Origin of the sequence: Methylobacterium sp. Leaf125 (assembly GCF_001423085.1) — a bacterium.
In the GTDB taxonomy this organism is placed as follows: domain Bacteria; phylum Pseudomonadota; class Alphaproteobacteria; order Rhizobiales; family Beijerinckiaceae; genus Methylobacterium.
Genome location: NZ_LMNU01000001.1, coordinates 937,940 through 962,714, shown reverse-complemented (window position 1 = coordinate 962,714; position 24,775 = coordinate 937,940). Strand labels below are relative to the sequence as shown.

Below are 24,775 nucleotides of genomic sequence, written 5' to 3'. Positions count from 1 at the left end.
ACGACTCAGGCTTCGCGGGCCTTGAAGGCACCGGCGAAGGCGAAATCGGTGATCGGACGCCGGCCGTTCGGCACCTCCTTGGCCCGCTGCTCCTCGGAGAGATCGGCCGGGTTCGCCGCGCGTCCGACGGCGTAGGCCGCCTCGACCTGATGGTCCGGCGGCACGTTGAGCACGCTGACGGAGCGCTCCTTGTCGAATCCGCCCATGCCGTGCACGTGCCAGCCCTGGCGGATCGCCTGGAGCTGGAAGTTCGCCGAGGCGGCCCCGGTGTCGAGGGAATGGCTCGCCGAGGGCTTCAGCCCGTCACCGGTCTTCATCAGCTTGCTCGAGACCAGGATGACGAGGGCGCCGGCCCCCTCCGCCCACTTGCGGTTTCCCGGCACCAGCAGGTCGAGGAAGGTCTCCCATGCGGGCGTGCCGCGCAGGGCGTAGACGAAGCGCCAGGGCTGGGAGTTGTAGGACGACGGAGCCCAGCGCGCGGCCTCGATCATGCGCAGAAGCTCGGATTCCGGCACGGCCTCGCCCGTGAAGGCGCGCGGAGACCAGCGCTCGATGAAGAGCGGATCGATGTCGTGATCGGGCTGGCGCGGATTCGAGACGGTCACGGGCGGGCTCCAGGCGGCGAAGAGATCCGGGTCAAGTCATGGCGACGGGCAGGCCCGCACGCGGTCCGTGGCGGCACGCCCGGATCCGGACGAGGCATGCACGAGGTGGGCCCCGGGAGGCAATCGTCCATTCCGTCCGGCACCGTCGCACCCCACGAATGCCGGGAGGAGTCCGGCGGCGATGCAGGGGTCCCGCGCCGTCGATCGCTCGGATTGTAACGATCGGGGAAAGCATGCCGACAGGAGTTGCGGTCACTCTCGGCGCAGGGGTCGACGTCGCTCGCCTGGCCCTCGCCCACCTGCCCATGGATGTCCCCGCGCGTGATCGCTTCGTCTGCTGCCGGATCGTCCGACGATCCGGGTTCCCTGTCGTTTCGCACCAGCGACCGTCTGCTGGCGCTCATCGAACGGACCCTGCAGGCGACGCGCTGGCGCCTCGTCTTCCCGGACGAACTCGAAAGCCGTTTCGAGGCGGAGACCGGACGCCGGCGGGTTCGCCACCTGCGGCGCACCACCCTCATCGGCCTCGCGGTCTTCCACCTCTATGCCTGGGCCGCCTTCGTCACCACGCCCGACGTCGCGACGCTGAACCTGGCCCTGCGGTTCGCCGTGATGACGCCGCTCGCGATCGGGATCTTCGTGGCCCTCAGCCGGGTGAGCGCCCGCACCCGGGAGGCCCTGTGCGGCCTCGGCGTCCTCGCGGCGGCGGCGATTCCGGTGGTCACGCTGTGGCTCGGCCACGGACCCAACGTCGCCCACGCGACCACAGCGATCTGGCTGACGGTGATCTTCGCCAACATCTCCCTGGCGCTCCGGTTCAACTGGGCCTGCATCGTGTCCGGGACGACGGCGCTCGCCGGCGGGCTCGCCCTCGCCGCCCACCCGGAGATCGCCCCGGACCTCGTGGGCCTGGCCCGGCTCGATATGCTGATCGGCACCGCCTTCAGCCTCGGGGCCGCGCATAAGATCGAGAGCGCCAACCGCCGCAACTACCTCTATACGTTGCGGGAATCCTTGCGCGCGCAGCAGCTCGTGGTCGCCAATGCACGCCTGACCCGCCTCTCGACCACCGATCCGCTGACGGGCCTGGCCAATCGGAGGGCCTTCTCGCAGCGTCTCGATGCCCTGTGGCAGGCCTCGCGCAACGGCGATCCGTTCGCGCTGATGCTCGTGGATGTCGACCACTTCAAACGCTTCAACGACCATTACGGACACGGGGCCGGCGATGCGTGCCTGTGCGCGATCTCGCGCCTGTTGACCGCCCGCGTCTGCGGCAGCGCCGATCTCGTGTCGCGCTACGGCGGCGAGGAGTTCGCCTTGCTGCTGCCGGGCCTCGACAGCGCGGCGGCCATCGTCCTGGCCGAGCGGGTCCGCCAATCGTTGAACGCCCTGGCCCTGCCGCATGCCGGGCGCGGTGACGGCCTGGAACACGTCACCGTCAGCGTCGGCGTCGCGGCGAGCCCCGGCGGCGCGGTGACGGCGGCGGCGCTGGTCGAGGCCGCCGATGCGGCGCTCTACCGGGCGAAGTCGGCCGGGCGCAACCGCACCGGATGCGAGGGGGCCGCGCGCCGCGCGGAGGTCGGGCCGGGCCGCGAGGCCGAGCCGGCCCTGGCCGCCTGGCCGGCCGGAGAGACACCGGCCCGGCGACGCTCGGCCTGAGCGCCGCCGGACCGGAAGCGACTCTCAATCGACCACGCGCGCGGTCGGACGATCGTTGCCCTGGGCGGTCTCGTCGTGCCAGGCGCCCTTGCTGTCCTGGTAGCGGATGCCCTCCGTCGAGCCCGGAACCTGTTGCTCGGCCGCGGCGGCCTGGGCCGCCTGCAGGGCCTCGTCGTGGCTCGGATAGGTCTCGGAGAACACGTCGCCGACCTTGTAGGCGAAGCCGCCATCGTGCTCGACGATGCGATAGGTGATCTCGGACATCGGCTTTCCTTCCCGTTCCGCGCGCCCACGCCGGTGCGAGCGCAGCATACGGGAGGGCGAACACGGGGCGGTTCGGGAGGTTCCGCTCAGTGCCGGGTCGGGTTCGCCCAGGACAGGTTGGGAAGCGCCGCCTCGCAGCCCGCGATCAGCGACCCGCGCACGTCGGTCGGATCGTAGCCCGGCCCATCGGGAAACCCGATCGCGTGGGTGGTTTCGCTGTCGGCACGGCGGATATGGGCGACCCAGCCCTCCGGCGCCCGTTCGAAGGCGATTTCGAAGACGGTGCCCGCCTGCTCGAACCGGTGCGGCTTCATCATCCCGTTCCTCGATCCATCCCACGGCCGCCCGACCCCTCGATGATTCCGGTGCGGCCTCTCGCGGGATGTGGGGGTTTGCGGTATCGGGGCAAGGATCGGCGCAAGAGAGTCCGCCGCCCCCGGGAACACGCATGCGCCGCCTTCTCCTCGCTCTCCTCCTGATAGTGCTGGGCGGGAGCCAGGGCGCCCGAGCGGAGTTCAGCCTGTTCGGCAGCGCCGATCGCACGCCGGCCAATCCCTTCGCCTCGAATTACGCCTCGCCGCCGGTGCGCGGGACCCCGGAGCGGGCACGGCGCATCCGCCGCGCACCACCGCCGTCGGGGTCCCTTCGCCCGCCGCGGGACGTTCCGCACTGAAAGCCTCAGGCAGCCGGCAGGGCATTGGCGATCGCGGTGACGATGCGCGGATCGTTGGGCTCGACCGAGGACGGGAAGGCGCCGATCAGGCTGCCGTCGCGGTCGACCAGGTACTTGTGGAAGTTCCAGCCCGGCGTGCTGCCGGGCTTCTCGGCGGCGGCCCAGCGATAGAACGGGTGCGCGCTCGGACCCCGGACATGGGTCTTGGCGGTGACCGGGAAGGTCACACCATGGTTCTTGCGCGCAGCCTCCGCAATGGCGACGCCGTCCAGCGGTTCCTGGTTGCCGAAATCGGGCGACGGCACCGCGATGACGGTGAGGCCGCGGTCACCGAAGCGGGTCCACAGGCCCTGCAGCCCCGTGAATTGCCCGGCATAGCCGCAGGCCGTGGCCGTATTGACCACTAGGATGGGCCGGCCCGCATACGCCGAGAGCGGCAGGGTGCCGCCCTCCGGCTTCTCGAACGCGAAGGCGCTCGCCTTCGTGGCATCGGCCAGGGCGGGGCGGACACCGCAGACGAGGGCCCCGCCGAGCAGCGCAAGGGCGTGACGGCGTGGCAGCGGCGCGAGCCGGACGTCGGGCAGCAGGAGATTCGACATGGTGCGGCACCCCGTGGCGGGCGCGGACCGGTTCCGCTGCCCCTCTGCTGTGGAAACTAAGGCCCGCGCCGCGTTCGTCCATTCACCATGCCGTATTGCGGGAACCTTTGGCGGAAGCTTGAACTTGAGCGTGTGACATCACGCCCCCCTCGTTCGACCTTCGGCTCGACCTTTCGAAAGACTTCGCCCATGCGCAGCCTGTTGCTCGGCACGACTCTCCTCGCTGCCAGCGCCACCCTCGCCCTCGCTCAGTCGCCGGATGCCAATGCGCCCGCCGCCGCGTCGGCGCCGGTCCAGGCCGCCCCCGCGACCCTCGCCAACGACCTGCGCCCCACCTTCGTGGTGCAGAACAAGAGCGACATGGTCACGTCGAAGCTCGTCGGCCTGACCATCCAGAATGCCGCCAACGAGACCATCGGCGAGATCGCCGACGTGGTGCTCGACGAGAAGAATACGGTGAAGTCCTGGGTGGTCGGCGTCGGCGGCTTCCTCGGTCTCGGCACGAAGTACGTCGCCATCGACCCGAGCGCCATGAAGCTGGTCCGCGTCGACGACGCCACCCTGAAGGCGACGATCGACACCAACAAGGACCAGCTCCGCGCCGCGCCGGAATACGTCTATCTCGGCAAGGCCAAGCCGAACGCCGATACCAAGCCGAACGCCGATACCAAGCCGAACACGGATGCCAACGCGACGCGCACGGATACGAAGACGAATACCGAGCCGAAGCCGATGGACGCCCCCAAGGCGCAGTGATCCGGTCGGGATCGATGAAACGGGAGCCTTCGCATCCACGCGAGGGCTTTCTTCGTTTCCGGGCAGTCCAGGTCTGAGACGCACCAGACCGTCAGAAAACCGTCACGTCGTTCGGGTATCCGGCTCGCCAAGCGGAGCCAACGGCGCCACGGCTCGATCCCGAGAGGCAGATTTCTGAAAGGCGATCCGCGCGGCGAGAGCGGATGAGATCAGGCAGGGCTGCGGAGAGCGTCCCGCACCGTGCTGGCGACATTGTCGATGCGCCGGACCGCGATCAGGCCGTCGCGGTCGTCGGGAAACTGGGCGTCGAACAACTCTTCGAGCCACTGCGTCGGGTCGTCTTCGCTCGCCAGCGATTCCAGGTCGCTGGCGAAGACGATGCGGAGGTCCGGACGCAGCGCACGGGCTTCCAAGGCGAGTTTCTGGCAGCAGAGCTTGCCCTGCAGGCTCACGTCGGTGACGAGAACATCGACGGGAAGACCGAGGGCCAGGACCGTCATCGCGTCGATGCCGCAATCCACCGTGGTGGCCGCGAAGCCGGCTCGTCGGATCTGCGATGTCACCTCGTCGCGCCAATGCTTCTGGCGACCGGCGATCAGGACCTGAACGCCGTAGGCGCCACCCGGCGAAGTCGGTCGTTCCATAGTCGAGACTCCCCCCTCGCGCCTGGACATCCGTGCCGACCACCTCGGAAACTGTGCGTCGCAGCATGCTATGTCACGTTCGCTCGTACAGACAAGCCCCCCATTCCGTCCAAGCCGATGAGTCCGGGGCGCCCCTCCGTCCGATGTCTCGAATGCTCGACCCGGGGCAGCTTCGTCGCGGCGCGATGCTGCACCGCAGCATTCGGGCCCGTCTTCACGCTGATCCCTGAGACAAGTCCCTGATCCGGCAACGCTCACGGGCGGCGCGTCGGATGCGACAGACGGATGACGGTGGTCGTGGTTGACGGGGATGGCGCCCGCGGGGCAACACCGGCTCCGCCGCGCGCCGGAGACGGCCGCAGAGATCCGGAGCCCTCGTCCATGTCGTCTGCCAAGAGCCCCCCTGTCTCGCCGCTGGCGCCCCAGACGCAACCGCAGCTACCGGCGATTCGCGGCGTCGGACTCGCGACCGCGCAGGCGGGCATTCGCTATTCCGGGCGGACGGACGTGCTCTACGTCGCGCTCGCCGCGGGCACGCAGGCCGCCGGCGTCTTCACCCGCTCGAAATGCCCCTCCGCCCCGGTGGACTGGTGCCGCGAGGCGCTGGGCAGTGCGGGCGCCCGAGCCCTCGTGGTGAACTCCGGCAACGCCAATGCCTTCACGGGCCTGCGCGGGCGCGAGGCCGTGGCGCTGACGGCCCGGATCGCCGCCGAGGCGGCACAGTGCCGGCCGGAAGAGATCTTCATCGCCTCGACCGGCGTGATCGGCGAGCCCCTCGATGCCACCAAGTTCGAGGGCGTGCTGGCCGACTGCGCCAGGCGGACCCAGGACGGCGCCGAGGCCTGGGCGGCGGCCGCCCAGGCGATCATGACCACCGACACCTTCCCGAAGCTCGCCACGCGTCAAGCCGCCATCGACGGCGTCACCGTCACCCTCAACGGCATCGCCAAGGGCGCGGGCATGATCGCCCCCGACATGGCGACGATGCTGAGCTTCGTGTTCACCGATGCCGCCCTGCCCCAGGGGGTGCTCCAGGCGCTGCTCTCCGCCGGTACGGCCACCAGCTTCAACTGCGTGACCGTCGACGGCGACACCTCCACCTCCGACACCCTGATGCTGTTCGCGACGGGCGCCGCCGGCAACGCCGCGGTGACCGATGCCGGCGATCCGCGCTTGTCCGCGTTCCGCGCCGCCCTCGACGACCTCCTGGTCGAGCTGGCCCAGCTCGTCGCCCGGGATGGCGAGGGCGCCCGCAAATTCGTCACCGTGCGCGTCACGGGCGCGACCAGCGACGCCTCGGCCCATCGCATCGCCCTATCGATCGCGAACTCGCCCCTGGTGAAGACCGCCATCGCGGGCGAGGATGCCAACTGGGGCCGGGTGGTGATGGCGGTGGGCAAGGCCGGAGAGCCGGCCGACCGCGACCGCCTCGCGATCTGGTTCGGCGACGTGCGCGTCGCCCGCGAGGGCGCCCGCGATCCCGATTACAGCGAAGCGGCCGCGAGCGCCGTGATGCGCGAATCCGACGTCACCGTGCGGGTCGACCTCGGCCTCGGCGAGGGCAGCGCGCGTATCTGGACCTGCGACCTGACCAAGCTCTACATCGAGATCAACGGGGATTACCGCTCGTGAGGCGCGCTGGCGCCGCCGTCCTCCTCGCCCTGTCGCTGCTGGGCCTCGGTGGCGAGGCCCGGGCCGAGGACGGAGCGGGGACGGCCGAGGGCCGTATCAGTGTCGTCGGGCGCGCACGCTCCGAGGTGGCGCCGGACTTCGCCGCGGTGGAGATCGGCGTCGAGGTCAGGGGCGCAACCCCAGCCGCGGCCCTCGACGGTGCCAGCATCGCCGCCAAGGCGCTCCTGGCCCTGGCCGCCGAGTTCAAAGTGCCGGATGCGGATCTCGGCACCTCCGCCGTCACCCTGCAGCCGGTCACGCGCTCGGTTCGCCAGGCGGACGGATCCTTCACCGAGAAACCGGACGGCTACCGGGCCGCCAATACGGTGCGGGTGCGCCTCGCCGACATGGGCCGCCTCGGTGACCTGATGCGCCGGGCCCTCGACGGCGGCGCGAACCGCATCGACGGCGTCGGCTTCGGCCTGCGCGATCCCGACGCGGCCGAGAGCGCCGTGCGCAGCGCGGCGATGAAGGATGCCCGGGTCCAGGCCGAGCGGCTGGCCGAGGCCGCCGGCGTCACCCTCGGGCGAGTGGTGTCGATCCAGTCGCCCGCGACGGCCTCGAGTCCGCCGATCGCCTTCGCGGCGCCCGCACCGATGCGCGCCAAGCGCGGCGGTGCTCCGGTGCCCCTGGTCGCCGGCACCATCGAGACGGCCGCCGACGTCGCCGCGACCTTCGCGATCGCTCCACGACCATGACCATGACGACGCCGGCGCCCCTGCGCATCCTCCTCGTCGTCGCCGTGGCGCTGGTCGACACCGATGGACGCGTGCTCCTCGCCCAACGCCCGCCCGGCAAGCAGCTCGCCGGACTCTGGGAATTTCCCGGCGGCAAAGTCGACCCGGGCGAGCGGCCGGAGGAGACCCTGATCCGCGAACTTGCCGAGGAGCTGGGCATCACCGTGCAGGAGGCCTGTCTCGCCCCCCTCACCTTCGCGAGCCACGCCTATCCGGACTTTCACCTGCTGATGCCGCTCTACATCTGCCGGCGCTGGGAAGGGCTGCCGCGCTCCATGGAGGGTCAGGCGCTGAAATGGGTGCGTCCGCGCGACCTCAAGGATCAGCCGATGCCGCCGGCCGATGCCCCGCTGATCCCCTTTCTGCTGGATCTGCTCGGCCCTTGATCCACTTCTGAAGCGTCGATCCCGTCCGGCGCGACCTGTCCTGTCGGGAGAGGACTTGCTCGACCGGGAACGGAGTTGCTCGGCCGGGAACGGAGTTGCCCCGTCGGGCGAGGGAGCGCAGTGCATGGCACGCAGGGCAGCGGCGAAACCGGCGGCGAAGGCGGCTTCCGTTCAGCCGCCCGTTGGGGACAAGTCGGCCGCCAGCAAACCCAAACGCGCCTCGCGCAAGACCACGCCGAGCCCCGAGACCCTGACGGCGCTCGGGCTGGAGCGCCTGATCGGCCTCGTCCTGTCCGAGACGGCGCGGAATCCGACCTTCAAGAAGCTGGTGACGGCGGCGGTGGCGAGCCTGCAGGGACCGGACGCCATCGCGGCGCTGATCGACCGGCGCCTCACCGCCCTGGAGCGGGGCCAGGGCTACATCGACTGGCAGAAGCAGCGGGCCTTCGCGGCCGACCTCGACGCCATGCTCACCACGGTGGTGACCGAGCTTGCCGCCCTGGACCCGCGGGCAGCCCTCGACCGGCTGATCCGCTTCCTCGGCGGAGCCGGCGACGTCCTTGGGCGTGCGGAGGATTCGAGCGGACGTCTCCACGGAGTCTACGAACGCGCGGCCGATGCGGCCGCCGCCCTGATCGTCGATCTCCCCGCGGAGGAGGCGGCAGGGGTCGCCACCGGGCTGGTGACCCGCCTCGGCGCCGACGGTCACGGCTTCGTCGAAGCTTTGATGCACGACCTGATCCCGCGGCTGCCCGAGGCGGCCCTGGCGCCCCTCGATGCGGCCCTGGCGGATGCCACACCCCCGGCCTCGGAAGGCCGGGCCGGCGGCGGCCAGAAGGCCTGGGCCTCTCAGCTCGCCCGCAGCCGCCTCGTCCGCATGCGCCAGGCCCTCGCCGACCGGGCCGGCGATGTCGATGCCTTCATCGCCTTCGAGCAGGCGGTGTCGCCCGAGCAGCCGGACCGCGTGCGGATCGCCGAGCGACTGCTGGGGGCGAACCGGGCCCCCGAGGCGCTGGACTGGATCCGCCGCCCGCAGAAGCGTGGACCGGTGGTGGTCACCCGGGAGGCGCTGCTCACGGGGCATTTCGACCACGACGCCCCCGAGCGGGCCCGACAGGCCGTGGAGATCCGCATCCTCGACAGCCTCGGCCAGACGGAGGCCGCACAGACCCTGCGTTGGGAGGCCTTCGCGCGCCACCTCGATCCCGCGATGCTGCGGGCCTACCTCGCCAAGCTGCCCGACTTCGAGGACGACGAGGCTCTGGCGCGCGCCTTCGACCAGGCGCAGGCCCACCCCGATCGCTACCGGGCGCTCGCCTTCTTCACCCACTGGCCGAATCCCACTCATGCCGCGCGCCTGGTCATGGCCCATCGCGGCCGCTGGGACGGAAGCCGCTACGAGATCCTGGCGCCCGCCGCCGAGGCCCTGGAGCGGACGCAGCCGGAGGCGGCAGCCGAGCTCTACCGCCTGCTCATCGATTCCATCCTGGAACACGGGCGCAGCGCCGCCTACGGCCACGCCGCCCGCTACCTCGAAGCCCTCGACGGCCTGACGGAAGATCCGGAGGCCTACCGCGGCACGCTGCGCCGGCTGCACGGGCGCAAGGCCGCGTTCTGGTCGCAGGTTCGGGATTGAGGCCGGGCCTGCTCAATCCTGCTCGATCGGGTCGATCTTGTCCGGATAGAACGCGAGATGCCCGGCGATGGCCGCGACCGCCGGATAGGGCGTCTCGTAGCTCCAGACCGCGTCCGGCCGGGTCGCGTCCGGCGTCGTCAGCGTGAAGTAGCTGGCATCGCCCTTGTACGGGCAGTGGCTGCGGCGGGTGCTCGGGGTGAAATGCGCCCAGCGGGCGTCGGCCCGCGGAATGTAGAACACCGGCGGGTAGTTGGCCTCGGTGAGCACCAGGGCGGACTCGGTCTCGGCGAGGAGCGTCCCGGCGAGCCGGAGACGCAACCGGCCCGGATGCGGCGCGATGGTGATCGGGTGGTCGGGTCCGGGCTCTCTCATGGGTCTTGTCCTTCGGGCTTGCGTTCGGTGGTGCCCAGGGCCTCGGCGAGGCGCGTCTGGGCGGTTCCGGGCTTCAGGGGCTTCTGCTGGCTCTCGTGCGGGGCCCAGCCGGAGAGCCAGAGGATCTCGAAGCTGGCGCGCAGGCGCCCGTCGGGATCGGCGAAGCGCTCGGCATAGAGGGCGGCGGCGCGCAGGAGCGTGTCGCGGCGCAGGGGGGTGCGACGCCGGTCGAGCAGGACATTGGTCAGACCCATGGCGCGCAGGTCGTGCATCAAGGCGAAGGGGTCGCGGTAGCGGACTGTGACGGTCTCGACATCGGTGACCGGCAGGGCGAACCCGGCCCGCTGCAGCAGGCTGCCCATCTCGCGGACCTCGGCAAAGGGGGCCACGCGCGGGCTGACGCCTCCCTCCACCTCGCTCTCCGCCTGCCCGAAGACCTGGCGCAGCTCGGTCAGGGTCCGGCCGCCGAGAAGGCAGCCGATGAACAGCCCGTCGGGACGCAGGGACCGGCGCAACTGCGCCAGGGTGCCGGGCAGGTCGTTGACGTGCTGCAGGGCGAGGAGCGAGACGGCGAGGTCGAACCGGGCCGGCGCCAGCGGCAGGGCCTCGAGGTCGGCCAGCACCGCACCGGCCTCCGCCCGGGGTGCCAGACGGGTGACGCGCCCGACCCGGCCGGAGGCGCGCAGGCGCTCGGCGGCGAGGGCGGACGGGCTGCCGAGATCGACGGCCTCGGTGAAGGTCCGCAGCACGGCGCCGAGGCGGTCGTCGAGATCGTCGACGACCCGGCGCAGCAGGAAGTCGGCATAGCCGGCCCGGTGGGCCCGGGCGAGGCGGCGGCGGGCGAGGCCCGTATCGAACAACGGAGGCGCGGTCATCACGATCTAGATGGCGCGTCGACACCGCGGGCGCCAGCGGCAACCGGGACGGAACGTGAATCCGTCCCTCGCTGTTAAGGCCCAGCGATTCGACGACGAATCGAGGAGATCAGACGCCATGAAGTCCATCCTGTTCGGCGCGGCCCTCACCCTCGCGGGGATCAGCCTTGCCACCACCGGGGCCGAGGCCAAGGGCTGCATCAAGGGCGCCCTCGTGGGCGGCGTTGCCGGCCACATGGCGGGCCATGGTGTGATGGGTGCCGCCGCGGGCTGCGCCGTCGGACGCCACCAGGCCAACAAGCGCGACCGCGAGCAGAACCAGGCGCAGCCGCAGCAGCCGACGCGCTGATAACAACCAGAGGTCGCAGATTTCTCACGCGGGTGGTAGGGTCGCCGTCATGGCTCCTGCTGCCCGCGCCGTGACCACAGGATTGCAGGCCGCCCTGCGCGGCGGCCTCGCACTCATCTATCCGCCGACCTGCCCGGGCTGCAGCGGTGCCATCGCCGATCCGCATGCCCTCTGCGCCCGCTGCTGGTCGGGGCTGCATCTGATCGCGCCGCCCTGCTGCGACCGCTTCGGGACGCCCTTCGCCGTCGATCACGGCACCGGTGTGCTGCTCTCTCCCCGCGCGATCGCCGATCCGCCGGTCTTCGCCCAGGCGCGGGCGGTGGCTCTGTACGAGGGCGTCGCCCGCGACCTCGTGCAAAGGCTGAAATACGAGGACCGTCTGGATCTCGGACCCGTCCTCGCCGGGATGATGGCGGGTGCCGGCGCGGAGCTCCTCGCCCGCGCGGATTGCCTCGTGCCGGTCCCGCTCCACCGATGGCGCCTGTGGCGCCGCCGCTTCAATCAGGCCGCGCTCCTGGCGCGCCGGATCGGCCGGATCGCCGGGCGGCCTTCCGAGCCGGGCTACCTTGCGCGCGTGAAGGCGACCCGGCCGCAGGTGGGGCTGAGCCGGGTGGCCCGGGCGACGAACCTCCAGGGCGCCTTCCGGGTACCGGAGGCGATGCGCCCCCGGCTGCAGGACCGGCGCATTCTCCTGATCGACGACGTGATGACCACCGGTGCCACGGCCAACGCCGCCGCGCGGGTACTCCTGCGCGGCGGTGCGGCAGCGGTGGATGTCCTGACCTTCGCGCTGGTCGCGGAGGAAATCGGCTGAGCGACGCGGTTCAGGCCGTCAGCGGATCGAGGCGGCCGGCCTCGGCAGCGTCCGGCGTGCCCGGCGTCAGCACCTTGCCGCGCGGGCCGACCCAGGTGCCGACCCATTTGCGCTGCCACACCAGCAGGCAGACCAGCACCAGGGCGGCGAAGATGGCGTAGCCGACGAAGCCGAGGGCGAAGGAGCCGGTATACTGCTTCGACAGGCCCATCACGTTGGGCAGGATCGCGCCGCCGAGGGCCCCGACCTCGCCGATCATCGAGCCGGCCACCGCCGTGTTGGCGGGCCAGCGCAGGGGCACGAGCTGGAACAGGGCGCCGTTGCCGGCCCCGAGGGCGGCGAAGCACAGCATGAACAGGGCCGTGGTGAGCGCCAGGGAGGGCGAGGCCGTGAGGAGCAGGAACGAGCCGACCGCCGCGATCAGGACGACGGACAGCACCAGGATGCCGCCGATCCGGTCGGCGAAGTAGCCGCCGACGACGCGGATGCCCGAGCCCATCAGGGCCGCCAACATGGTCAACCGGCCCGCTTCGATCTTGGTGACGGCAAACTGTTCGTAGAAGAAGGTCGGCAGGAAGTTCGACAGGCCGATGAAGCCGCCGAAGGTGATGATGTAGATCAGGTTGAAGGCCCAGCCGTCCTTCTGGAACAGGCAGGAGACGTGCTCCTTGAAGGACTGGTGCTCGGCGTCCGGCGGCTCCTTGGCAAAGACGACCATGACGATGAGCGGGATCGCCATGACGCAGCCGGCAAAGCCGTAGACGGTCTGCCAGCCATAGGCCTGGGCCAGGGGCGGCGCGAACAGCACGGCGAGCACGGTGCCGGAATTGCCGGCGCCGGCGATGCCCATGGCCAGGCCCTTGTGCTCCTTCGGGAACCAGCCCGAGCCGAGGGACAGGGCGACGCCGAAGGAGGCCCCGGCGATGCCGAGGAGCACGCCCATGGCGAGCACCTCGTCGTAAGTGTTCACGTAGAAGAAGCCGAACGCCATCGCGATCATGATCACCGTCATCTCGGTGATGGCGGCGTTCTTGCGACCGATATACTGCGCCAGCACGCCGAGCGGGAAGCGCATGATCGCGCCGGCCAGGATCGGCAGCGAGATCATGAACCCGGTCTGGGCGGGGGTCAGCTTGTAGGTCTCGGTGATGAACGGGCCCATGGCGCCGTTGAGCACCCAGATCGCGAAACAGAAATCGAAGTAGAGGAAGGCGGCGAACAGGGTCGGGGGATGACCGGATTTCATCACGGTCTTGAAGCTGGCCATGGAGTGCGTCTCGAGGTTCGCGGCCGCGGCGCGGCCGTGCATGCCAAGGGATCCGGACTCACGCCGTCCGCATGCGGAGCGCCTTTGCTCCGCGCGTCGCCGAGCGGCGACGGATCGAACCAAGCACCGAACGTGCCAGTTTCAGGGATGCCGTTCGTCGTCAGGCCGGGCCGATGCGCGGACCGTCACCTGCCGCTACCAGCGGCGCCCGAGTGCCGCGCGAGACGGCATTGCCCAGGAAATGTCCAGGGTCGCAGCAGGCGTGCGCGGAGTCAGCCGTCGGCCTGGAAGGCCGCCAGCGGTGCGGCGATGGCGCAGGTGACGCCGTCGGCAGGAAAATCGAGGGCGATGGTGCCGCCGACCTGGCCGGCGAGCCCGCGCTCGATGAAGCGCGATCCGAACCCCTTGCGTGTTGGCCGCGTCACCGGGGGGCCACCGATCTCGGCCCAGGAGAAGGCCAGCGTCGGCTCGCCGGCCTCGTCACGGACCTCCCAGCGGATCGCCACGTGGCCAACCTCATCCGAGAGCGCCCCGTACTTGGCCGCGTTGGTGGCGAGCTCGTGCAGCATCAGCGCCAGCGACAGGGCCGGCTTGGCACCGATCTCGAGGTCCGGCCCATCGAGGCGGAAACGCCCCTCGCGATCCTCATGCAGCTTCAGGGCCCCCCGCACCACCGGGCCGATCAGGGTGCTGCCGAGGGCGCCGCCCATCAGCAGGTCATGGGCTTGGCCGAGGGCGATGAGGCGGCCGGCGAGCACCTCCTTGGCCGTGTCGACATCGATGGCGCTGCGCATGGTCTGGGTCGCGATCGACTGCACCATCGCCAGCAGGTTCTTCATGCGGTGGCTGAGTTCGCGGTTGACCAGCTCCTGCTGCTCCTCGGCGCGGAGGCGGGCCACGGCGGCGCGGGTGCGGTCGACGACGTTGCGCACGAAATCGAGGATGTCCGGCGTCCAGTCGCGCCGCTTCGAATCGTGCAGGCAGAACACCGCCACGAGCTGCCCGCGCTCCATCAAGGGCAGGTTGATCACAGTGCGCACGTCGAGGGCGCGGAAGGCGCCGGATCGGTCGGCGGTGCGCGGGTCGCTCTCCACGTCCGCGATGACGACGGCGCGCCCCTGGCGCAGCTCCTGCAGGTAGGAGCCGTAATCGTCGTAGCGATGGCGCCCGACGAGGGTACTCGCCCCCGGCACGGTCCAGTCCCGGACGACGTCGAGATAGGCTCCCGAATCGTCCAGGACGCCGTAGGCGGCGCGGGTCAGCCCCAGGGTCCGGCCCGCGATCTCGGCGGCCACGAAGGCGATCTCGCCGGGATCCTGCAATTCTCGCAGGCGCTCGCCGAGCTCGACCAGGGCGGCCTGTCGCTCCTCGGCGCGCTTGCGCTCGGTGATGTCGACCGACGCGCCCGGAAACCGCAGCGGCGTCCCGTCGGCGGCGCGCACCAGGCTCCCGCGGGCGATCACCCAGCGATGGGAGCCGTCCGGCTGGAGGATCCGGTACTCGCAGGCGAACTCCTTCGAACCCGCGAACAGGCGGTCGAGCTCCGCCTGGAAGCGCGGCATGTCGTCGGGGTGGAAGTTGCGGATGTACTCCGCCAGGGGCGCGCCCAGGGCCGCGCGCTCCGGATCGACGGTGTAGATCCGCGCGAAGTTCGGATCGGCATAGATCACGTCCTCGCGCAGGTCCCAGTCCCAGGTGCCGATCATGCCGGACGCATTGAGGGCGAGGCTCAGACGCTCCTCGCTCCGGCGCAGGCGGGCATTGGTCGCCTTCCGTTCGGTGATGTCGGTCAGGGTCAGGACGGCCCCCTGCACCACCCCGTCCTCGATGATGGGGGCGTTGTTGGTGATGACGTCGATGGGCGATCCATCCTGCCGGAAGAACGTCGCCTCGCGGTCGCGCAGGGCGACGCCGCTGCGCAGGGAGCGGACGACCTCGCACTCCTCGCGCGGGAACGGACGCCCGTCGGGATGATGATGATGCGCCGTGTCGTGGAGGTTGCGGCCGATCAGGCTGCCGAGGGGCCAGCCGAGCATCGCCTCGGCGGCGGGGTTGGCGAAGATGACGACGTCGTCCTCGCTCAGGCGGACCACCGCCTCGCTGAGATGGTCGGTCACGGTCTGCAGGAGGGCCGTCTGCCTGCGCAGAGCCTCGTCAGCCTGGCGCTGGGCCGTGCGGTCGCGCAGGATCTTGAGATAGCCGACCTGCCGGTCCGCCTCGTCCTTGAGGGGCATCATCTCGCCCATGCCCCAGAAGCGCGAGCCATCCTTGCGCATGTGCCAGCGCTCGTCGTTGGCCCGTCCGAGATCGCGGGCGAGGCGCATCTCGTGATCGGGCATTCCGCGTGCGCGGTCCTCCCGCGTGAAGAAGAGGTCTGCCGGCTGACCCAGCATCTCGGCCTCGCTCCAGCCGAGGACGCATTCGGCGCCCGTATTCCAGCTCGTGACCCGGCCGGCGAGGTCCAGGGTGACGATGCCGTAATCGATGGCGCTCCCGATGATCGCCGCATTGTGCCGGTCGCTCGCGCGACGCTCCTTCAGGGCGCGCCGCAGGTTGAGCTCGGTCATCACCCGGCCCGCGAGGGTGCGCAGGATGAAGCCCTGCGCCTCGGAGAGCTGGCGCGGCTGGGTGTCGAGGACGCAGAGGGTCCCCAGGGCTGTCCCCTCCGGCGTGCGCAGGGGCATCCCGGCGTAGAAGCGGACATGCGGTTCGCCGGTGACGAGGGGATTGTCCGCGGTGCGCGAATCCTGCGTGGTGTCGGGAATGACGAAGAGCCCGTCCTGCCGCACCGCGTGGGCGCAGATCGACTCCGTCAGCGAGGTCTCGGACCGCGCAAAGCCGACGCGGGCCTTGAACCACTGGCGATCGGTATCCACCAGCGAGACCAGGGAGACCGGCATCTCCAGCAGACGGGATGCGAGCGTCACGATATCCTCGAACCCGTCCTCGGGCCCGGTATCCAGGATGTCGTAGCGCGCCAGGGCCTCGGGGCCCGTCTCGGGCGCGTCGCCGGTCCTACTCAATCGTCCCTCCGGCCACGCTCCCCCCGATGCACTGCGCCTCGGACAATCCTGCGCCCTTGATCCTCGCACGCGACCGTGGACGGTCGACCCGACGCGGGCCCCGCCAGCTTTAGCGAAGCGCGCGCGATTGTCCTACGTTCAACCGCAGGCAGATCATCAATTTCGCGCAAATCAATTTTGCACGCGTGCGAGCGAGCAATGCGCCCGGAGCTCTACCGGCAGACCGTGATGCTGCGGACCACCCAGCCCTCGCCGGCCTGCCAGAGCTTGCGCCGGGTGCGTTGGCAGGTTGGGTTCTCCGGCTCGCTGGAGGTCCAGCTCGTCACCGGAGCAGCGGGCTCTGCAACGCGTGCGGTTCGGCTGCGGCCCGCCTGCCCTTCCGAGGGCATGAGGCAGACGAGCAGGAGGAACGCGAGCGTCGCAAGGCGCGCGCGGTGACGGGGACGCGGGGGGACCGGCACGGGTCGCGTTCCATGATCTGGGGGAGAGGGCTTTGCGGACGACCACCTATGTCGGCACGCCGCTTCGTTTTGCAATCGATCGACCATTCCGGCCGGGGGTCGATCACCGCTTTTTCGCAGACATGGTGAAAGCGCGATGCCGGCGTATTCGCGCGGGTCTTCGAAAGGTTTTCTGGATGGTTTCCAAACCCTATGATTGTGCCCGCACTGCATCGCCCCCGAACTTTGGTGCCCATGCAGGGCTGCCCATCGTTCAGATGACGTGACGTCTCTGCGTCGACTTGCTAGGCCCAGGCTCGAACGACCCTTCTCTGACTATCTTCCGAGCAACGTCCATGTCCCAGACGACCCGCCGCACGCTTCTCACCGGGGCGACGACGAGCCTCGCGCTCCTCACGCCTGTCGGGTCCGCCCTGGCGCAGGGGCGTGGCCTCTTCGGCGGTGCCCTCGCGGGGGATGGCCCCTACGATGACGAGCGCCTGTATCGCGACGAGGAGGGACGGCTCTATCGTCGTCGGGGCGGCCAGTACGTGCCCTATTCCGAGCGCGGCGCGGACCGCGGGCTCGATCCGGTGCGAAGCCAGCGCGGCCGCGCCGTGGCGGATGATCCGGATGCGGATCTCTACGCCCCGCGGCAGGTGCCGCCGGCCTCGGCGCAGCAGGCCGCCCCGGCCAAGCCCATCGACGATGGCCCCATCGACTTCAACCGCGCCTACGCGGCGATCACCGATGAGCCCTTTCCGGTCTATGCCTTCAACTGGCGCAAAGCGAACCCGTCCTTCCTCCGCCAGGAGGTCGCCTATACGGGGTCCGAGACCCCGGGCACGATCGTGGTCGACCCGCGGGCGCATCACCTCTTCCTCGTCCAGCCCAATGGCCGGGCGCGGCGCTACGGCGTGGGCGTGGGCAAGCAGGGCTTCTCGTGGTCCGGCGCCTCGACGGTGAACTCCAAGCAGATGTGGCCGGACTGGTATCCGCCCAAGGAGATGATCGCGCGGACGCCGAAGCTGGCGCGCTCCGTCTCCCAGCTCCAGAGCGGCCTCGGCGTGCCCGGCGGCGCCCACAATCCCCTCGGGGCGCGGGCCCATTACCTGTGGCAGGGCAACAAGGACACGCTCTACCGCATCCACGGGACCCTGGAGCCGGAGTCGATCGGCAAGAGCGTGTCGTCGGGCTGCATCCGGATGATCAACCAGGACGTCATCGATCTCTACGGCCGCGTCGAGATCGGCTCCCGCGTGGTGGTGATGAGCTGACGAAAAACGGCCTCCCCCTCGCGTCATGAGGGGGAGGCCGCGGCCTACCTTCGCTCTGCTGGTCCGTGCCTCCGCGCCGGGCGCGAAGGAACGCCGCTCAGGCCTCGGTGATCTCGCCTTCGCGCACCGCGCGCTCGCTGCTCCCGGACTTGATCCGGTAAAACGGCTCGCCGGTCTGATCTTCGGGGACGAGGCGGACAATCTCGAAGACGTCGGAGATATCGCTCTTCGGGGCGGTGTAGCCGATCTGAGCGCGGCGGACGCGCTGGCCGATCTTGAACTTGTGGGACATGGCGCTTGTCTCCTCGGTGGAGGTTGGGCGGACTGACGTCGCGCCCGGGATGGACCCGCTCGCTGCGGCGGTCCCGGTGATGCGGGCCCGTCCCGAGGGACGCACCGTCGGGCGGACCCGCCCCGGATCCGCCGTGTGGTCGCGGGATCGAACGATCCCGGCGACGAAACCCTCAGCGGCGCGCCTTGGCCTTGCGGGCGGCGTAGCGCGCGTCGCGCTGAGCCTTCTGCTCCAGGCGTGCGGCGGCGGCCTGCGCCACCTTCTCCTCGGCGGCGCGAACCTCCTCGGCGGCCTGGCGCTCGCGCTCGGCCTCGGCTTCCGCAGCGCGCTGAGCCTCGGCCTCGAGCCGGGCCTGCTCGCGGGCCGCGACGCGAACCTCGCGCTCCCGGGCGATCTGAGCCCGCTCCGCCTTGCGGGCGAGCACGGCCGGATCATCGGCGGCCGGGCGGTCCCGGAAGCGGGCCAGCGCCGCGGCGCGGGCTTCGGTCGCGGCCTTGAGGCGGTCGGTCATCGAGTTCGGGTTGAATTGGCTCACACAGGATCCTGTCATGCGGGAGGCCGCCTCGGGCGCGCTCCCCTGGAATCGGGTCTCAGAACACAAGCAAGCCGCCTCCCATTCGGGAAGCGGCTCTCGAAACAGGTCGGGCTCCACGAGGGAGCCCGCCGTGATCAGACGGTCTGGAGGCTGCCGGCGGACTGCTTGCCGCTGCGCTTGTCGGTTTCCATCTCGTAGGAGACCTTCTGGCCTTCCGCGAGGCCGCGCATGCCGGCGCGCTCGACGGCCGAGATGTGCACGAACACGTCGCTTCCGCCGTTATCCGGCTGGATGAAACCGAAACCCTTTGTCTCGTTGAACCACTTAACAGTACCGACAGCCATCGTATTCCTTCGCCCTTGCGGGCTTCATCTACCGGAGGTCCACGCGATCATGCGCGGCCGTCTCCGTTACCAACTCAAGACATAGATCTCTGGCACACGATTTCATAACGAAACCGCGCCACCGAGGTTCTGCCGTTGAATTGATATTGAATGTCTACGCGCTTCGCAGCCGATTAGCAAATCGAATTTCAAATCAGCCGACACACGGCGCAAATCCCGCGGCCGAGATATCTGTGCCCGCAGGGTGTATCTCCCGCGTTCTTTGCTGAAATCCGGCTTGAAATTCTGTTCGCAGTCCCGCGGTGGCATCAGCTCCGTGCGGTCTGGATCGGCGGGCGCGGGGCGCGCCGACCGCACCGCGCCCGTTGGCGCCGCAGCCTTTCCAGGCGATACGGTCGACGGAGCGGAACCAGATGACGTCGATCCTCGTAATGACGTCGATCCCGCGCCCAACAGTCGTGACCCGGCCTTGCACGCTTCGCCATCGGACCAACACCCTGCAGACGGGACTTTCCCGCTCCGACGCGTGCAGTTCTCAAGCTGCGATTACCCACAGGACGACGCCGCGCAGGTCTATCAGCTGATGTTCGCCAGCGCGGCGCTGGTGACGCCCCTGGTGACGCCCTTCCACGTGGACATCACCAGCTTCTGGTCGGAACACCTGCGATTTCATTTCATGGACGGCGTCCCGTTCATCTTCCACCGGCCCGCGCAGAAACTCGGCTTCGACGGCCTCGACGCGATCATCCTGCAACATGTCGAGACCGGCAGCATCGTCGGCAACTTCGATGGCCGCGACGTGCGGACCGGAGCCGGCTCCGTCTACGCCATCGACTTCTCCCGGCCGGCGATCATCCGCGACGCCCAGGACATCCCGCGGCAGCGACGCAACTTTGTCAGCATGCCGCGCGCCTTCGCCCGCCGCTGGTTCGGCCCCCTGGATGCGCTCCACGGCCTCGTCATTCCGCCGGACATCGCTGCGCCCTACACCACCCACCTCCTGCGCTTGCGCGACCGCCTGCCGCATCTGGCCGCGCTCGATGCCGAGACCCTCGCCCACACCGCAACCCTGATGGCCCAGGCGATCACCGCCGCCCTCGGTCACGGCACCTCCCACAGCGATCCGGCGCGGCTGCACCAGAAGGCCCGTCTGTATATCGAGGCGAATCTCGGCAATCCCGACTTGAGCGCCGCGGAGGTCGCACGCAGCATCGGCGCCTCGCGTTCCAAGCTCTTCGCGATGTTCCAGCCGGTCGGCGGGGTCGAGTGCTTCATCCGCTCCGCCCGGCTGCAGCGGATCAAGGCGGCACTCAGCGCGCCGGCGCAACCGCACCCCATCGCGGTGCTGGCCGAGGCAGTCGGGTTCCGCAGCCCGGCTCAGCTGAGCCGCCTGTTCCGACAGCGTTACGGGATGACGCCGTCGCAGTTCAGCGCCAGCGCCGATCCCGGCGGCGTCCGCCGGATCACCGAGCGGGCGTGAAGCGGGTCGGCCGAACCGCTACAGGGCCAGGGAAACCTTGACCACGGCGCCATCCTCCTTGTCCGGGCGGACCGCGAAGCCGAGCTGGCGACAAACCGCCAGCATGGCGCGGTTCTCGCGCAGGACCGTCCCCTCGACCCGGGAGAGCCCTTCGACCCGGGCCCAGTCGATCATCAGGCTCATCAGGGCATGGCCGAGGCCTGTCCCCTTCCGGTCGCCGTGGATCAGGATGGCGTATTCGCCGCTCTCATGATTGGCATCAGCGTGCAGACGCACGGCGCCGAGCATCACCCCGGTGGCCGCGTCGATCGCCACGAAGGCGATGGCGCGGGCGTAGTCGAGCTGCGTGAGCTTGGCGAGGAAGGCGTGGTTGAAGTCCCGGACCGGGGCGAAGAAGCGCAAGCGCAGGTCCTCGGCGCTGACCGACTGGAAGAAGGTCAGGAACAGCGCCTCGTCCTCCGGCCGCACCGGCCGTACCGTGATGGTCTCGCCCCGAAGGTGAAGGGTGCGCTCCCATTCCACCGGATAGGGCCGGATCGCGAAGCGCGGATGGTAGGCGCCCCGGGCGCGCCGGCCGGCCGCGGTCTCGGCCCCTACCATCACGCGGGCGTCGAGCGCGAGAGCACCGGTCTCGTCGGCGAGGAGCGGATTGATGTCGAGCTCGCGCACCTCGGGGCAGTCGGCCGCCAGTTGCGCCAGCTTCACCAGGACCAGCGCCACCGCGTGTCGGTTCACGGCCGGCACGTCGCGATAGGCTGCGAGACGCCGGGCGACGCGGGTCCGGTCGATCAGCTCCGAGGCGAGGCGCAGGTCGAGGGGCGGCAGGCCGAGGGCCCGGTCGTCGATGACCTCCACCGCCGTGCCGCCGCGCCCGAACACCACCACCGGCCCGAAGGTCGGGTCCTCCGCGAGCCCCGCAATCAACTCGCGCTGCTTGCCGCGCCGGATCATCGGCTGGACCGCGAATCCGGTGATCCGCGCCTCCGGCGCCAGCCGCCGGGCCCGGGAGAGGATGTCGGCGGCGGCCAGCCGTACGTCGGCCTCGCTGGTGAGATCGAGACGCACGCCGCCGATGTCGGACTTGTGCACGATGTCGGGCGAGACGACCTTGAGGGCCACCGCGCCGCCCTGCGCGATGATGGGCCATGCGGCCGTCGCGGCGGCATCGATGTCGGGCGCCAGCGTCAGGGGTACGCTGTCGATGCGGTAGGCGGCGAGAAGGTCGGCCACCGCGACGGGGTCGAGCCAGGTCTGCCCCTGGGCCACGGCGCGCGCGACGACGGCGCGGGCCGCCTCGATGTCCGGAGAGAAGTCGCGCGGCAGCGAATCCGGCGTGCGCATCAGGTCGTCCTGCGCCTCGCGATAGCGCACGAGGTGCAGGAATCCCTCGACGGCCGCGTCCTCGGTGGAGAAGCGCGGAATGCCCGCGGCGGCGAGGCGTCCGACCGCCTCGGCTTCCTCACCGATCGTCACGGCGAAGACCGGCTTCTTGCGGGCGCCGTTTCGACGGATCCGGGTCACGGTGTCGGCGATCGCTCCCGCGACCTCCGTGCCGTCCGAGCGCGCCGTCGGCACGTGGACCGCGAGCACCGCGTCGTTGCCCGGATCCGCCAGCAGGGGCGCGAGGGCGTCGGCGTAAGCCTCCGGTCCGGCGGCGACGCCGAGATCGACGGGATTGCCGAGCGTCCCGGCCGCCGCGAGGGTGCCGCCGCGATCGGCGAGGCGGTCGGCCGCCAAGGCGCCGATGCCGCGTCCATTGCCCAGGATCGCGAGACGATGCCCCGGAAAGGGGCGCTGCCGCCCGAGGGTTTCCACCGCGGAGAACATCGCATCCAGACTCTCGACCGCGAGCAGCCCGGCGCGGCGGAAGGCTGCCTCGTAGACCGTGTCGGGCCGGGCGAGCGCGCCCGTATGGGTCGCGGCGTGCCGGGCCGGGGCCCGGTGGCGCCCCGCCCGCAGCACCACGACCGGCTTGGCGCGCGCGGCCGCCCGCGCGGCCGACATGAACTTGTGCGCATCCACGACCGCATCGAGGGAGAGCAGGATCGCCCGGGTCCGGATGTCGGCGGCGAAGTGGTCGAGGCAGTCCGCAACGTCGATATCGCAGGCGATGCCGAGGGACAGCACGGCCGAGAAGCCCACGTCCCGGCGTGCCGCCCATTCGACGATGCCGGCGGCGACGGTGCCCGACTGCGAGACCAGCGCCAGGTCGCCGGCCTTGGGGGCCCGGGCCAGGAGACTCGCATCGAGGTGGGCGCCGGGAACCGAGAGGCCGATGCTGCCGGGCCCGAGGAGGCGCAGGCCGTGGTGGCGAGCCTCCGCCCGTGCCGCCTCGCAGATCGCGTCGCTGACGTCCGGCGTGAGGATGACGGCACTGGCCGCTCCGCGCAGCCCGGCCTCCGCGATCTGACCGGGAATCGCTTCGGCCGGGGTCGCCAGGATGACGAGGTCCGGTGCCTCGGGAAGGTCGGCGAAGCGGGGGATCTGACCGGCGGCCGCATCGGAGCCGAGGCAATGGATCGGCCCCGGAAAGCCGCCGCGCCGCAGATTGGTCAGGGCCGCCTCGGCCAGCCCCTCCGGACCTGCCTCGAGGCCGACCAGGGCGATCGCGCGCGGGGCGACCAGCGCCTCGAAGCGGTACGTACTCATCGGCCGAACTGCCTCTGCTCGGGTGACGGGGCGGCCGCCCCTGAACCGTCACGGCCTCAGGAGCGTCACCGGCTTGGTAACCGGGTCGGACGGCGAGCACGTCCGGCAGGCGGTGTTATAGACCGCCTGCGCCCGACCGGTAGGGCGTTCGCGTCCGGAGACCTGCATGCCGTCCCAGCCTTCCTCGCCCGCCTCTGAAACAGCGGACGGAACGATCCGTACCGACATCGTCGCCGCCATGCGTGATCTTCTCACGCTCGGTCTGAGCCAGGGCACCTCCGGCAACGTATCGGTGCGGGCGGGCGACGGCTTCCTCGTCACGCCTTCCGGCATTCCGGCCGACACCCTACGGCCGGAAGATATCGTGGCGATGCAGTTCGACGGCGGGTTCACCCACCCGCTCGCCCCCTCCTCCGAGTGGCACTTCCACCGCGACATCCTCGCGGCACGTCCGGACGTGAACGCGGTGGTCCACGCACACCCGACCCACTGCACCGCCTTCGCGATCTGCGGTCGGGACATTCCGGCCGTGCACTACATGATCGCGGCGGCAGGCGGACCGACCGTGCGCTGTGCCCCCTACGCGCCCTACGGCACCGAAGCCCTGTCGGCGGCGGCCCTGACGGCCCTGGAGGGACGGATGGCCTGCCTCCTCGCCAATCACGGCATGATCGCCATCGGCTCCGATCTCCGGAAGGCCCTCTGGCTAGCGGTCGAAGTGGAAGCGCTCTGCCGGCAATATGCGGTCGCGCTTCAGGTCGGAAATCCCGTCGTGCTGCCAGATGACGAGATCTGGAGAACGGTAGAACGGTTCAAATCCTACGGTCCGCGTAGCCGAACGGAAGGGTGATCAGGTCTCGCATTGCCTGAAGCAGGCGTTGAAAACGTCCGTTCGGGACCTTTTCGGTCCGACCTACGTAAATTTTTACGCAGATCCGCGCGTGGCTGCAGAAAAAAAACGCGCGGTCTCCACAGCCTGCACGGCCATGCGTGCGTATAGATTTTGTATTCAAGAACCAAATTAGTCCTTGGGCCTGTTTTGCCCGCAATAGGGCCTTGAGGTCCGCTTCGGCTCAAATCTCTCGCCAGACTTGGTCTGTATGAGATCATAATCCCTCCCATAGAAAATTATTTTTTCGGTTCGTCCATACGAGCCTTGAGGCTTTAGAGCCGTTGATCCCCCAGCCCGTGCAGGATCAGAGAAAATCGCGCAAATTTAGTCCGGTTTCTCGGAACGGCACTGGTTGCTGGTCTATTCGAGTTCACCAGAAATCGGCCCAATGCGACCTATACGAGACCTGCTGAGCCTCTTGCCTTTTGCTTTGCTGCATCATAGCAACCAGCAAGTCACAACCAGACCGCGGCATCCAAACCTCCCAAACGGCAGCACGCCGTCGGGCTGGGCGGTATTCAAAACGCAACGAGAGA

General features: G+C 70.0%; 27 protein-coding genes. 12 read left to right on the top strand and 15 right to left on the bottom strand.

Features of this window, described 5'->3' with window-relative positions; translation table 11 throughout:
• Window positions 1-5: 5 nt before the first annotated feature.
• Window positions 6-605 carry a nitroreductase family protein gene (locus ASF58_RS04370; RefSeq protein WP_055947679.1) on the bottom strand — a complete coding sequence of 200 codons (600 nt, stop codon included), beginning with the start codon at window positions 603-605 and terminating at the stop codon, window positions 6-8.
• Between the two features lie 321 nt (window positions 606-926).
• On the opposite strand from ASF58_RS04370, the gene ASF58_RS04365 reads away from it, so the two are divergent.
• The gene (locus ASF58_RS04365) at window positions 927-2,264 is read left to right on the top strand and encodes a diguanylate cyclase (RefSeq protein ID WP_156375517.1); all 1,338 of its coding nucleotides are present in this window, start codon (window positions 927-929) and stop codon (window positions 2,262-2,264) included.
• A 24-nt stretch (window positions 2,265-2,288) separates the two neighbouring features.
• Here the strand turns inward: ASF58_RS04365 and ASF58_RS04360 are convergent, their stop codons facing one another.
• Both ASF58_RS04360 and ASF58_RS04355 read right to left on the bottom strand, forming a co-directional pair.
• Window positions 2,289-2,528 carry a hypothetical protein gene (locus tag ASF58_RS04360; protein ID WP_055947672.1) on the bottom strand — a complete coding sequence of 80 codons (240 nt, stop codon included), beginning with the start codon at window positions 2,526-2,528 and terminating at the stop codon, window positions 2,289-2,291.
• A gap of 86 nt (window positions 2,529-2,614) precedes the next feature.
• Entirely contained in the window at window positions 2,615-2,845 is a 231-nt protein-coding gene (locus tag ASF58_RS04355) for a hypothetical protein (RefSeq protein ID WP_244477180.1), read from the bottom strand.
• Window positions 2,846-2,976: 131 nt separating this feature from the next.
• Here ASF58_RS04355 and ASF58_RS04350 point away from each other — a divergent pair, with 131 nt between their 5' ends.
• On the top strand, window positions 2,977-3,201 hold the full coding sequence (locus ASF58_RS04350) for a hypothetical protein (RefSeq protein WP_055947669.1): 225 nt from the start codon (window positions 2,977-2,979) through the stop codon (window positions 3,199-3,201).
• 5 nt (window positions 3,202-3,206) lie between these two features.
• Here ASF58_RS04350 and ASF58_RS04345 read toward each other — a convergent pair whose 3' ends face one another.
• The gene (locus ASF58_RS04345; RefSeq protein ID WP_055947666.1) at window positions 3,207-3,800 is read right to left on the bottom strand and encodes a glutathione peroxidase; all 594 of its coding nucleotides are present in this window, start codon (window positions 3,798-3,800) and stop codon (window positions 3,207-3,209) included.
• A 189-nt stretch (window positions 3,801-3,989) separates the two neighbouring features.
• On the opposite strand from ASF58_RS04345, the gene ASF58_RS04340 reads away from it, so the two are divergent.
• Window positions 3,990-4,556, top strand: coding sequence for a PRC-barrel domain-containing protein (locus ASF58_RS04340; protein WP_055947663.1), 567 nt, complete (start codon window positions 3,990-3,992; stop codon window positions 4,554-4,556).
• A 209-nt stretch (window positions 4,557-4,765) separates the two neighbouring features.
• Here the strand turns inward: ASF58_RS04340 and ASF58_RS04335 are convergent, their stop codons facing one another.
• The gene (locus tag ASF58_RS04335) at window positions 4,766-5,200 is read right to left on the bottom strand and encodes a hypothetical protein (RefSeq protein WP_055947660.1); all 435 of its coding nucleotides are present in this window, start codon (window positions 5,198-5,200) and stop codon (window positions 4,766-4,768) included.
• Between the two features lie 381 nt (window positions 5,201-5,581).
• Between ASF58_RS04335 and argJ the strand changes: the two genes are divergently transcribed.
• The 4 genes from argJ (at window position 5,582) to ASF58_RS04315 (ending at window position 9,630) form a co-directional block, all read left to right on the top strand.
• Window positions 5,582-6,832: a bifunctional glutamate N-acetyltransferase/amino-acid acetyltransferase ArgJ gene (argJ, locus tag ASF58_RS04330; RefSeq protein WP_055947657.1), complete on the top strand. Its 1,251-nt coding sequence runs from the start codon at window positions 5,582-5,584 to the stop codon at window positions 6,830-6,832.
• Window positions 6,829-7,569 (top strand): SIMPL domain-containing protein, encoded by a 741-nt coding sequence (locus ASF58_RS04325; protein ID WP_055947654.1) that lies wholly within the window; start codon window positions 6,829-6,831, stop codon window positions 7,567-7,569. Before argJ ends, ASF58_RS04325 begins: the two co-directional genes overlap by 4 nt.
• Before the next feature lie 2 nt (window positions 7,570-7,571).
• A complete protein-coding gene (gene mutT / locus ASF58_RS04320) occupies window positions 7,572-7,994 on the top strand; it encodes an 8-oxo-dGTP diphosphatase MutT (protein ID WP_055947651.1) in 423 nt (140 codons plus the stop codon).
• 124 nt (window positions 7,995-8,118) lie between these two features.
• A complete protein-coding gene (locus ASF58_RS04315) occupies window positions 8,119-9,630 on the top strand; it encodes a DUF6880 family protein (RefSeq protein WP_055947648.1) in 1,512 nt (503 codons plus the stop codon).
• 12 nt (window positions 9,631-9,642) lie between these two features.
• Here the strand turns inward: ASF58_RS04315 and ASF58_RS04310 are convergent, their stop codons facing one another.
• Together ASF58_RS04310 and ASF58_RS04305 are read right to left on the bottom strand one after the other, a co-directional pair.
• A complete protein-coding gene (locus ASF58_RS04310; protein ID WP_055947645.1) occupies window positions 9,643-10,002 on the bottom strand; it encodes a DUF427 domain-containing protein in 360 nt (119 codons plus the stop codon).
• On the bottom strand, window positions 9,999-10,880 hold the full coding sequence (locus tag ASF58_RS04305; RefSeq protein ID WP_055947643.1) for a methyltransferase domain-containing protein: 882 nt from the start codon (window positions 10,878-10,880) through the stop codon (window positions 9,999-10,001). The genes ASF58_RS04310 and ASF58_RS04305 overlap by 4 nt, the downstream gene beginning before the upstream one ends.
• A gap of 115 nt (window positions 10,881-10,995) precedes the next feature.
• Between ASF58_RS04305 and ASF58_RS04300 the strand changes: the two genes are divergently transcribed.
• Together ASF58_RS04300 and ASF58_RS04295 are read left to right on the top strand one after the other, a co-directional pair.
• Entirely contained in the window at window positions 10,996-11,226 is a 231-nt protein-coding gene (locus ASF58_RS04300; RefSeq protein ID WP_055947640.1) for a hypothetical protein, read from the top strand.
• Between the two features lie 49 nt (window positions 11,227-11,275).
• On the top strand, window positions 11,276-12,040 hold the full coding sequence (locus ASF58_RS04295; RefSeq protein ID WP_055947637.1) for a ComF family protein: 765 nt from the start codon (window positions 11,276-11,278) through the stop codon (window positions 12,038-12,040).
• 10 nt (window positions 12,041-12,050) lie between these two features.
• On the opposite strand, the gene ASF58_RS04290 is transcribed toward ASF58_RS04295, so the two are convergent.
• The 3 genes from ASF58_RS04290 to ASF58_RS26850 form a co-directional block, all read right to left on the bottom strand.
• Window positions 12,051-13,307 carry an MFS transporter gene (locus ASF58_RS04290; protein ID WP_055948825.1) on the bottom strand — a complete coding sequence of 419 codons (1,257 nt, stop codon included), beginning with the start codon at window positions 13,305-13,307 and terminating at the stop codon, window positions 12,051-12,053.
• Between the two features lie 272 nt (window positions 13,308-13,579).
• Window positions 13,580-16,330, bottom strand: coding sequence for a PAS domain S-box protein (locus tag ASF58_RS04285; protein ID WP_055947634.1), 2,751 nt, complete (start codon window positions 16,328-16,330; stop codon window positions 13,580-13,582).
• Between the two features lie 212 nt (window positions 16,331-16,542).
• A complete protein-coding gene (locus tag ASF58_RS26850; protein WP_082512811.1) occupies window positions 16,543-16,791 on the bottom strand; it encodes a hypothetical protein in 249 nt (82 codons plus the stop codon).
• Window positions 16,792-17,126: 335 nt separating this feature from the next.
• On the opposite strand from ASF58_RS26850, the gene ASF58_RS04275 reads away from it, so the two are divergent.
• Window positions 17,127-18,047, top strand: a complete 921-nt coding sequence (locus ASF58_RS04275) for a L,D-transpeptidase (RefSeq protein WP_055947629.1) — start codon at window positions 17,127-17,129, stop codon at window positions 18,045-18,047.
• A gap of 97 nt (window positions 18,048-18,144) precedes the next feature.
• Here the strand turns inward: ASF58_RS04275 and ASF58_RS04270 are convergent, their stop codons facing one another.
• The 3 genes from ASF58_RS04270 to ASF58_RS04260 form a co-directional block, all read right to left on the bottom strand.
• The gene (locus ASF58_RS04270) at window positions 18,145-18,339 is read right to left on the bottom strand and encodes a hypothetical protein (protein WP_055947626.1); all 195 of its coding nucleotides are present in this window, start codon (window positions 18,337-18,339) and stop codon (window positions 18,145-18,147) included.
• Between the two features lie 172 nt (window positions 18,340-18,511).
• Window positions 18,512-18,874 (bottom strand): DUF6481 family protein, encoded by a 363-nt coding sequence (locus ASF58_RS04265; RefSeq protein ID WP_280137523.1) that lies wholly within the window; start codon window positions 18,872-18,874, stop codon window positions 18,512-18,514.
• A gap of 134 nt (window positions 18,875-19,008) precedes the next feature.
• Window positions 19,009-19,218, bottom strand: coding sequence for a cold-shock protein (locus ASF58_RS04260; RefSeq protein ID WP_055947623.1), 210 nt, complete (start codon window positions 19,216-19,218; stop codon window positions 19,009-19,011).
• A 526-nt stretch (window positions 19,219-19,744) separates the two neighbouring features.
• Between ASF58_RS04260 and ASF58_RS04255 the strand changes: the two genes are divergently transcribed.
• Window positions 19,745-20,698 carry an AraC family transcriptional regulator gene (locus ASF58_RS04255; RefSeq protein ID WP_055947620.1) on the top strand — a complete coding sequence of 318 codons (954 nt, stop codon included), beginning with the start codon at window positions 19,745-19,747 and terminating at the stop codon, window positions 20,696-20,698.
• Window positions 20,699-20,716: 18 nt separating this feature from the next.
• Here ASF58_RS04255 and ASF58_RS04250 read toward each other — a convergent pair whose 3' ends face one another.
• Window positions 20,717-23,347 carry a bifunctional acetate--CoA ligase family protein/GNAT family N-acetyltransferase gene (locus ASF58_RS04250; RefSeq protein WP_055947618.1) on the bottom strand — a complete coding sequence of 877 codons (2,631 nt, stop codon included), beginning with the start codon at window positions 23,345-23,347 and terminating at the stop codon, window positions 20,717-20,719.
• 48 nt (window positions 23,348-23,395) lie between these two features.
• Complete coding sequence (locus tag ASF58_RS26475) at window positions 23,396-23,587, bottom strand: hypothetical protein (RefSeq protein WP_162242019.1); 192 nt, start codon at window positions 23,585-23,587, stop codon at window positions 23,396-23,398.
• On the opposite strand from ASF58_RS26475, the gene ASF58_RS04245 reads away from it, so the two are divergent.
• Complete coding sequence (locus ASF58_RS04245; RefSeq protein WP_244477179.1) at window positions 23,586-24,197, top strand: class II aldolase/adducin family protein; 612 nt, start codon at window positions 23,586-23,588, stop codon at window positions 24,195-24,197. The genes ASF58_RS26475 and ASF58_RS04245 overlap by 2 nt on opposite strands.
• The last annotated feature ends 578 nt before the right edge of the window (window positions 24,198-24,775 follow it).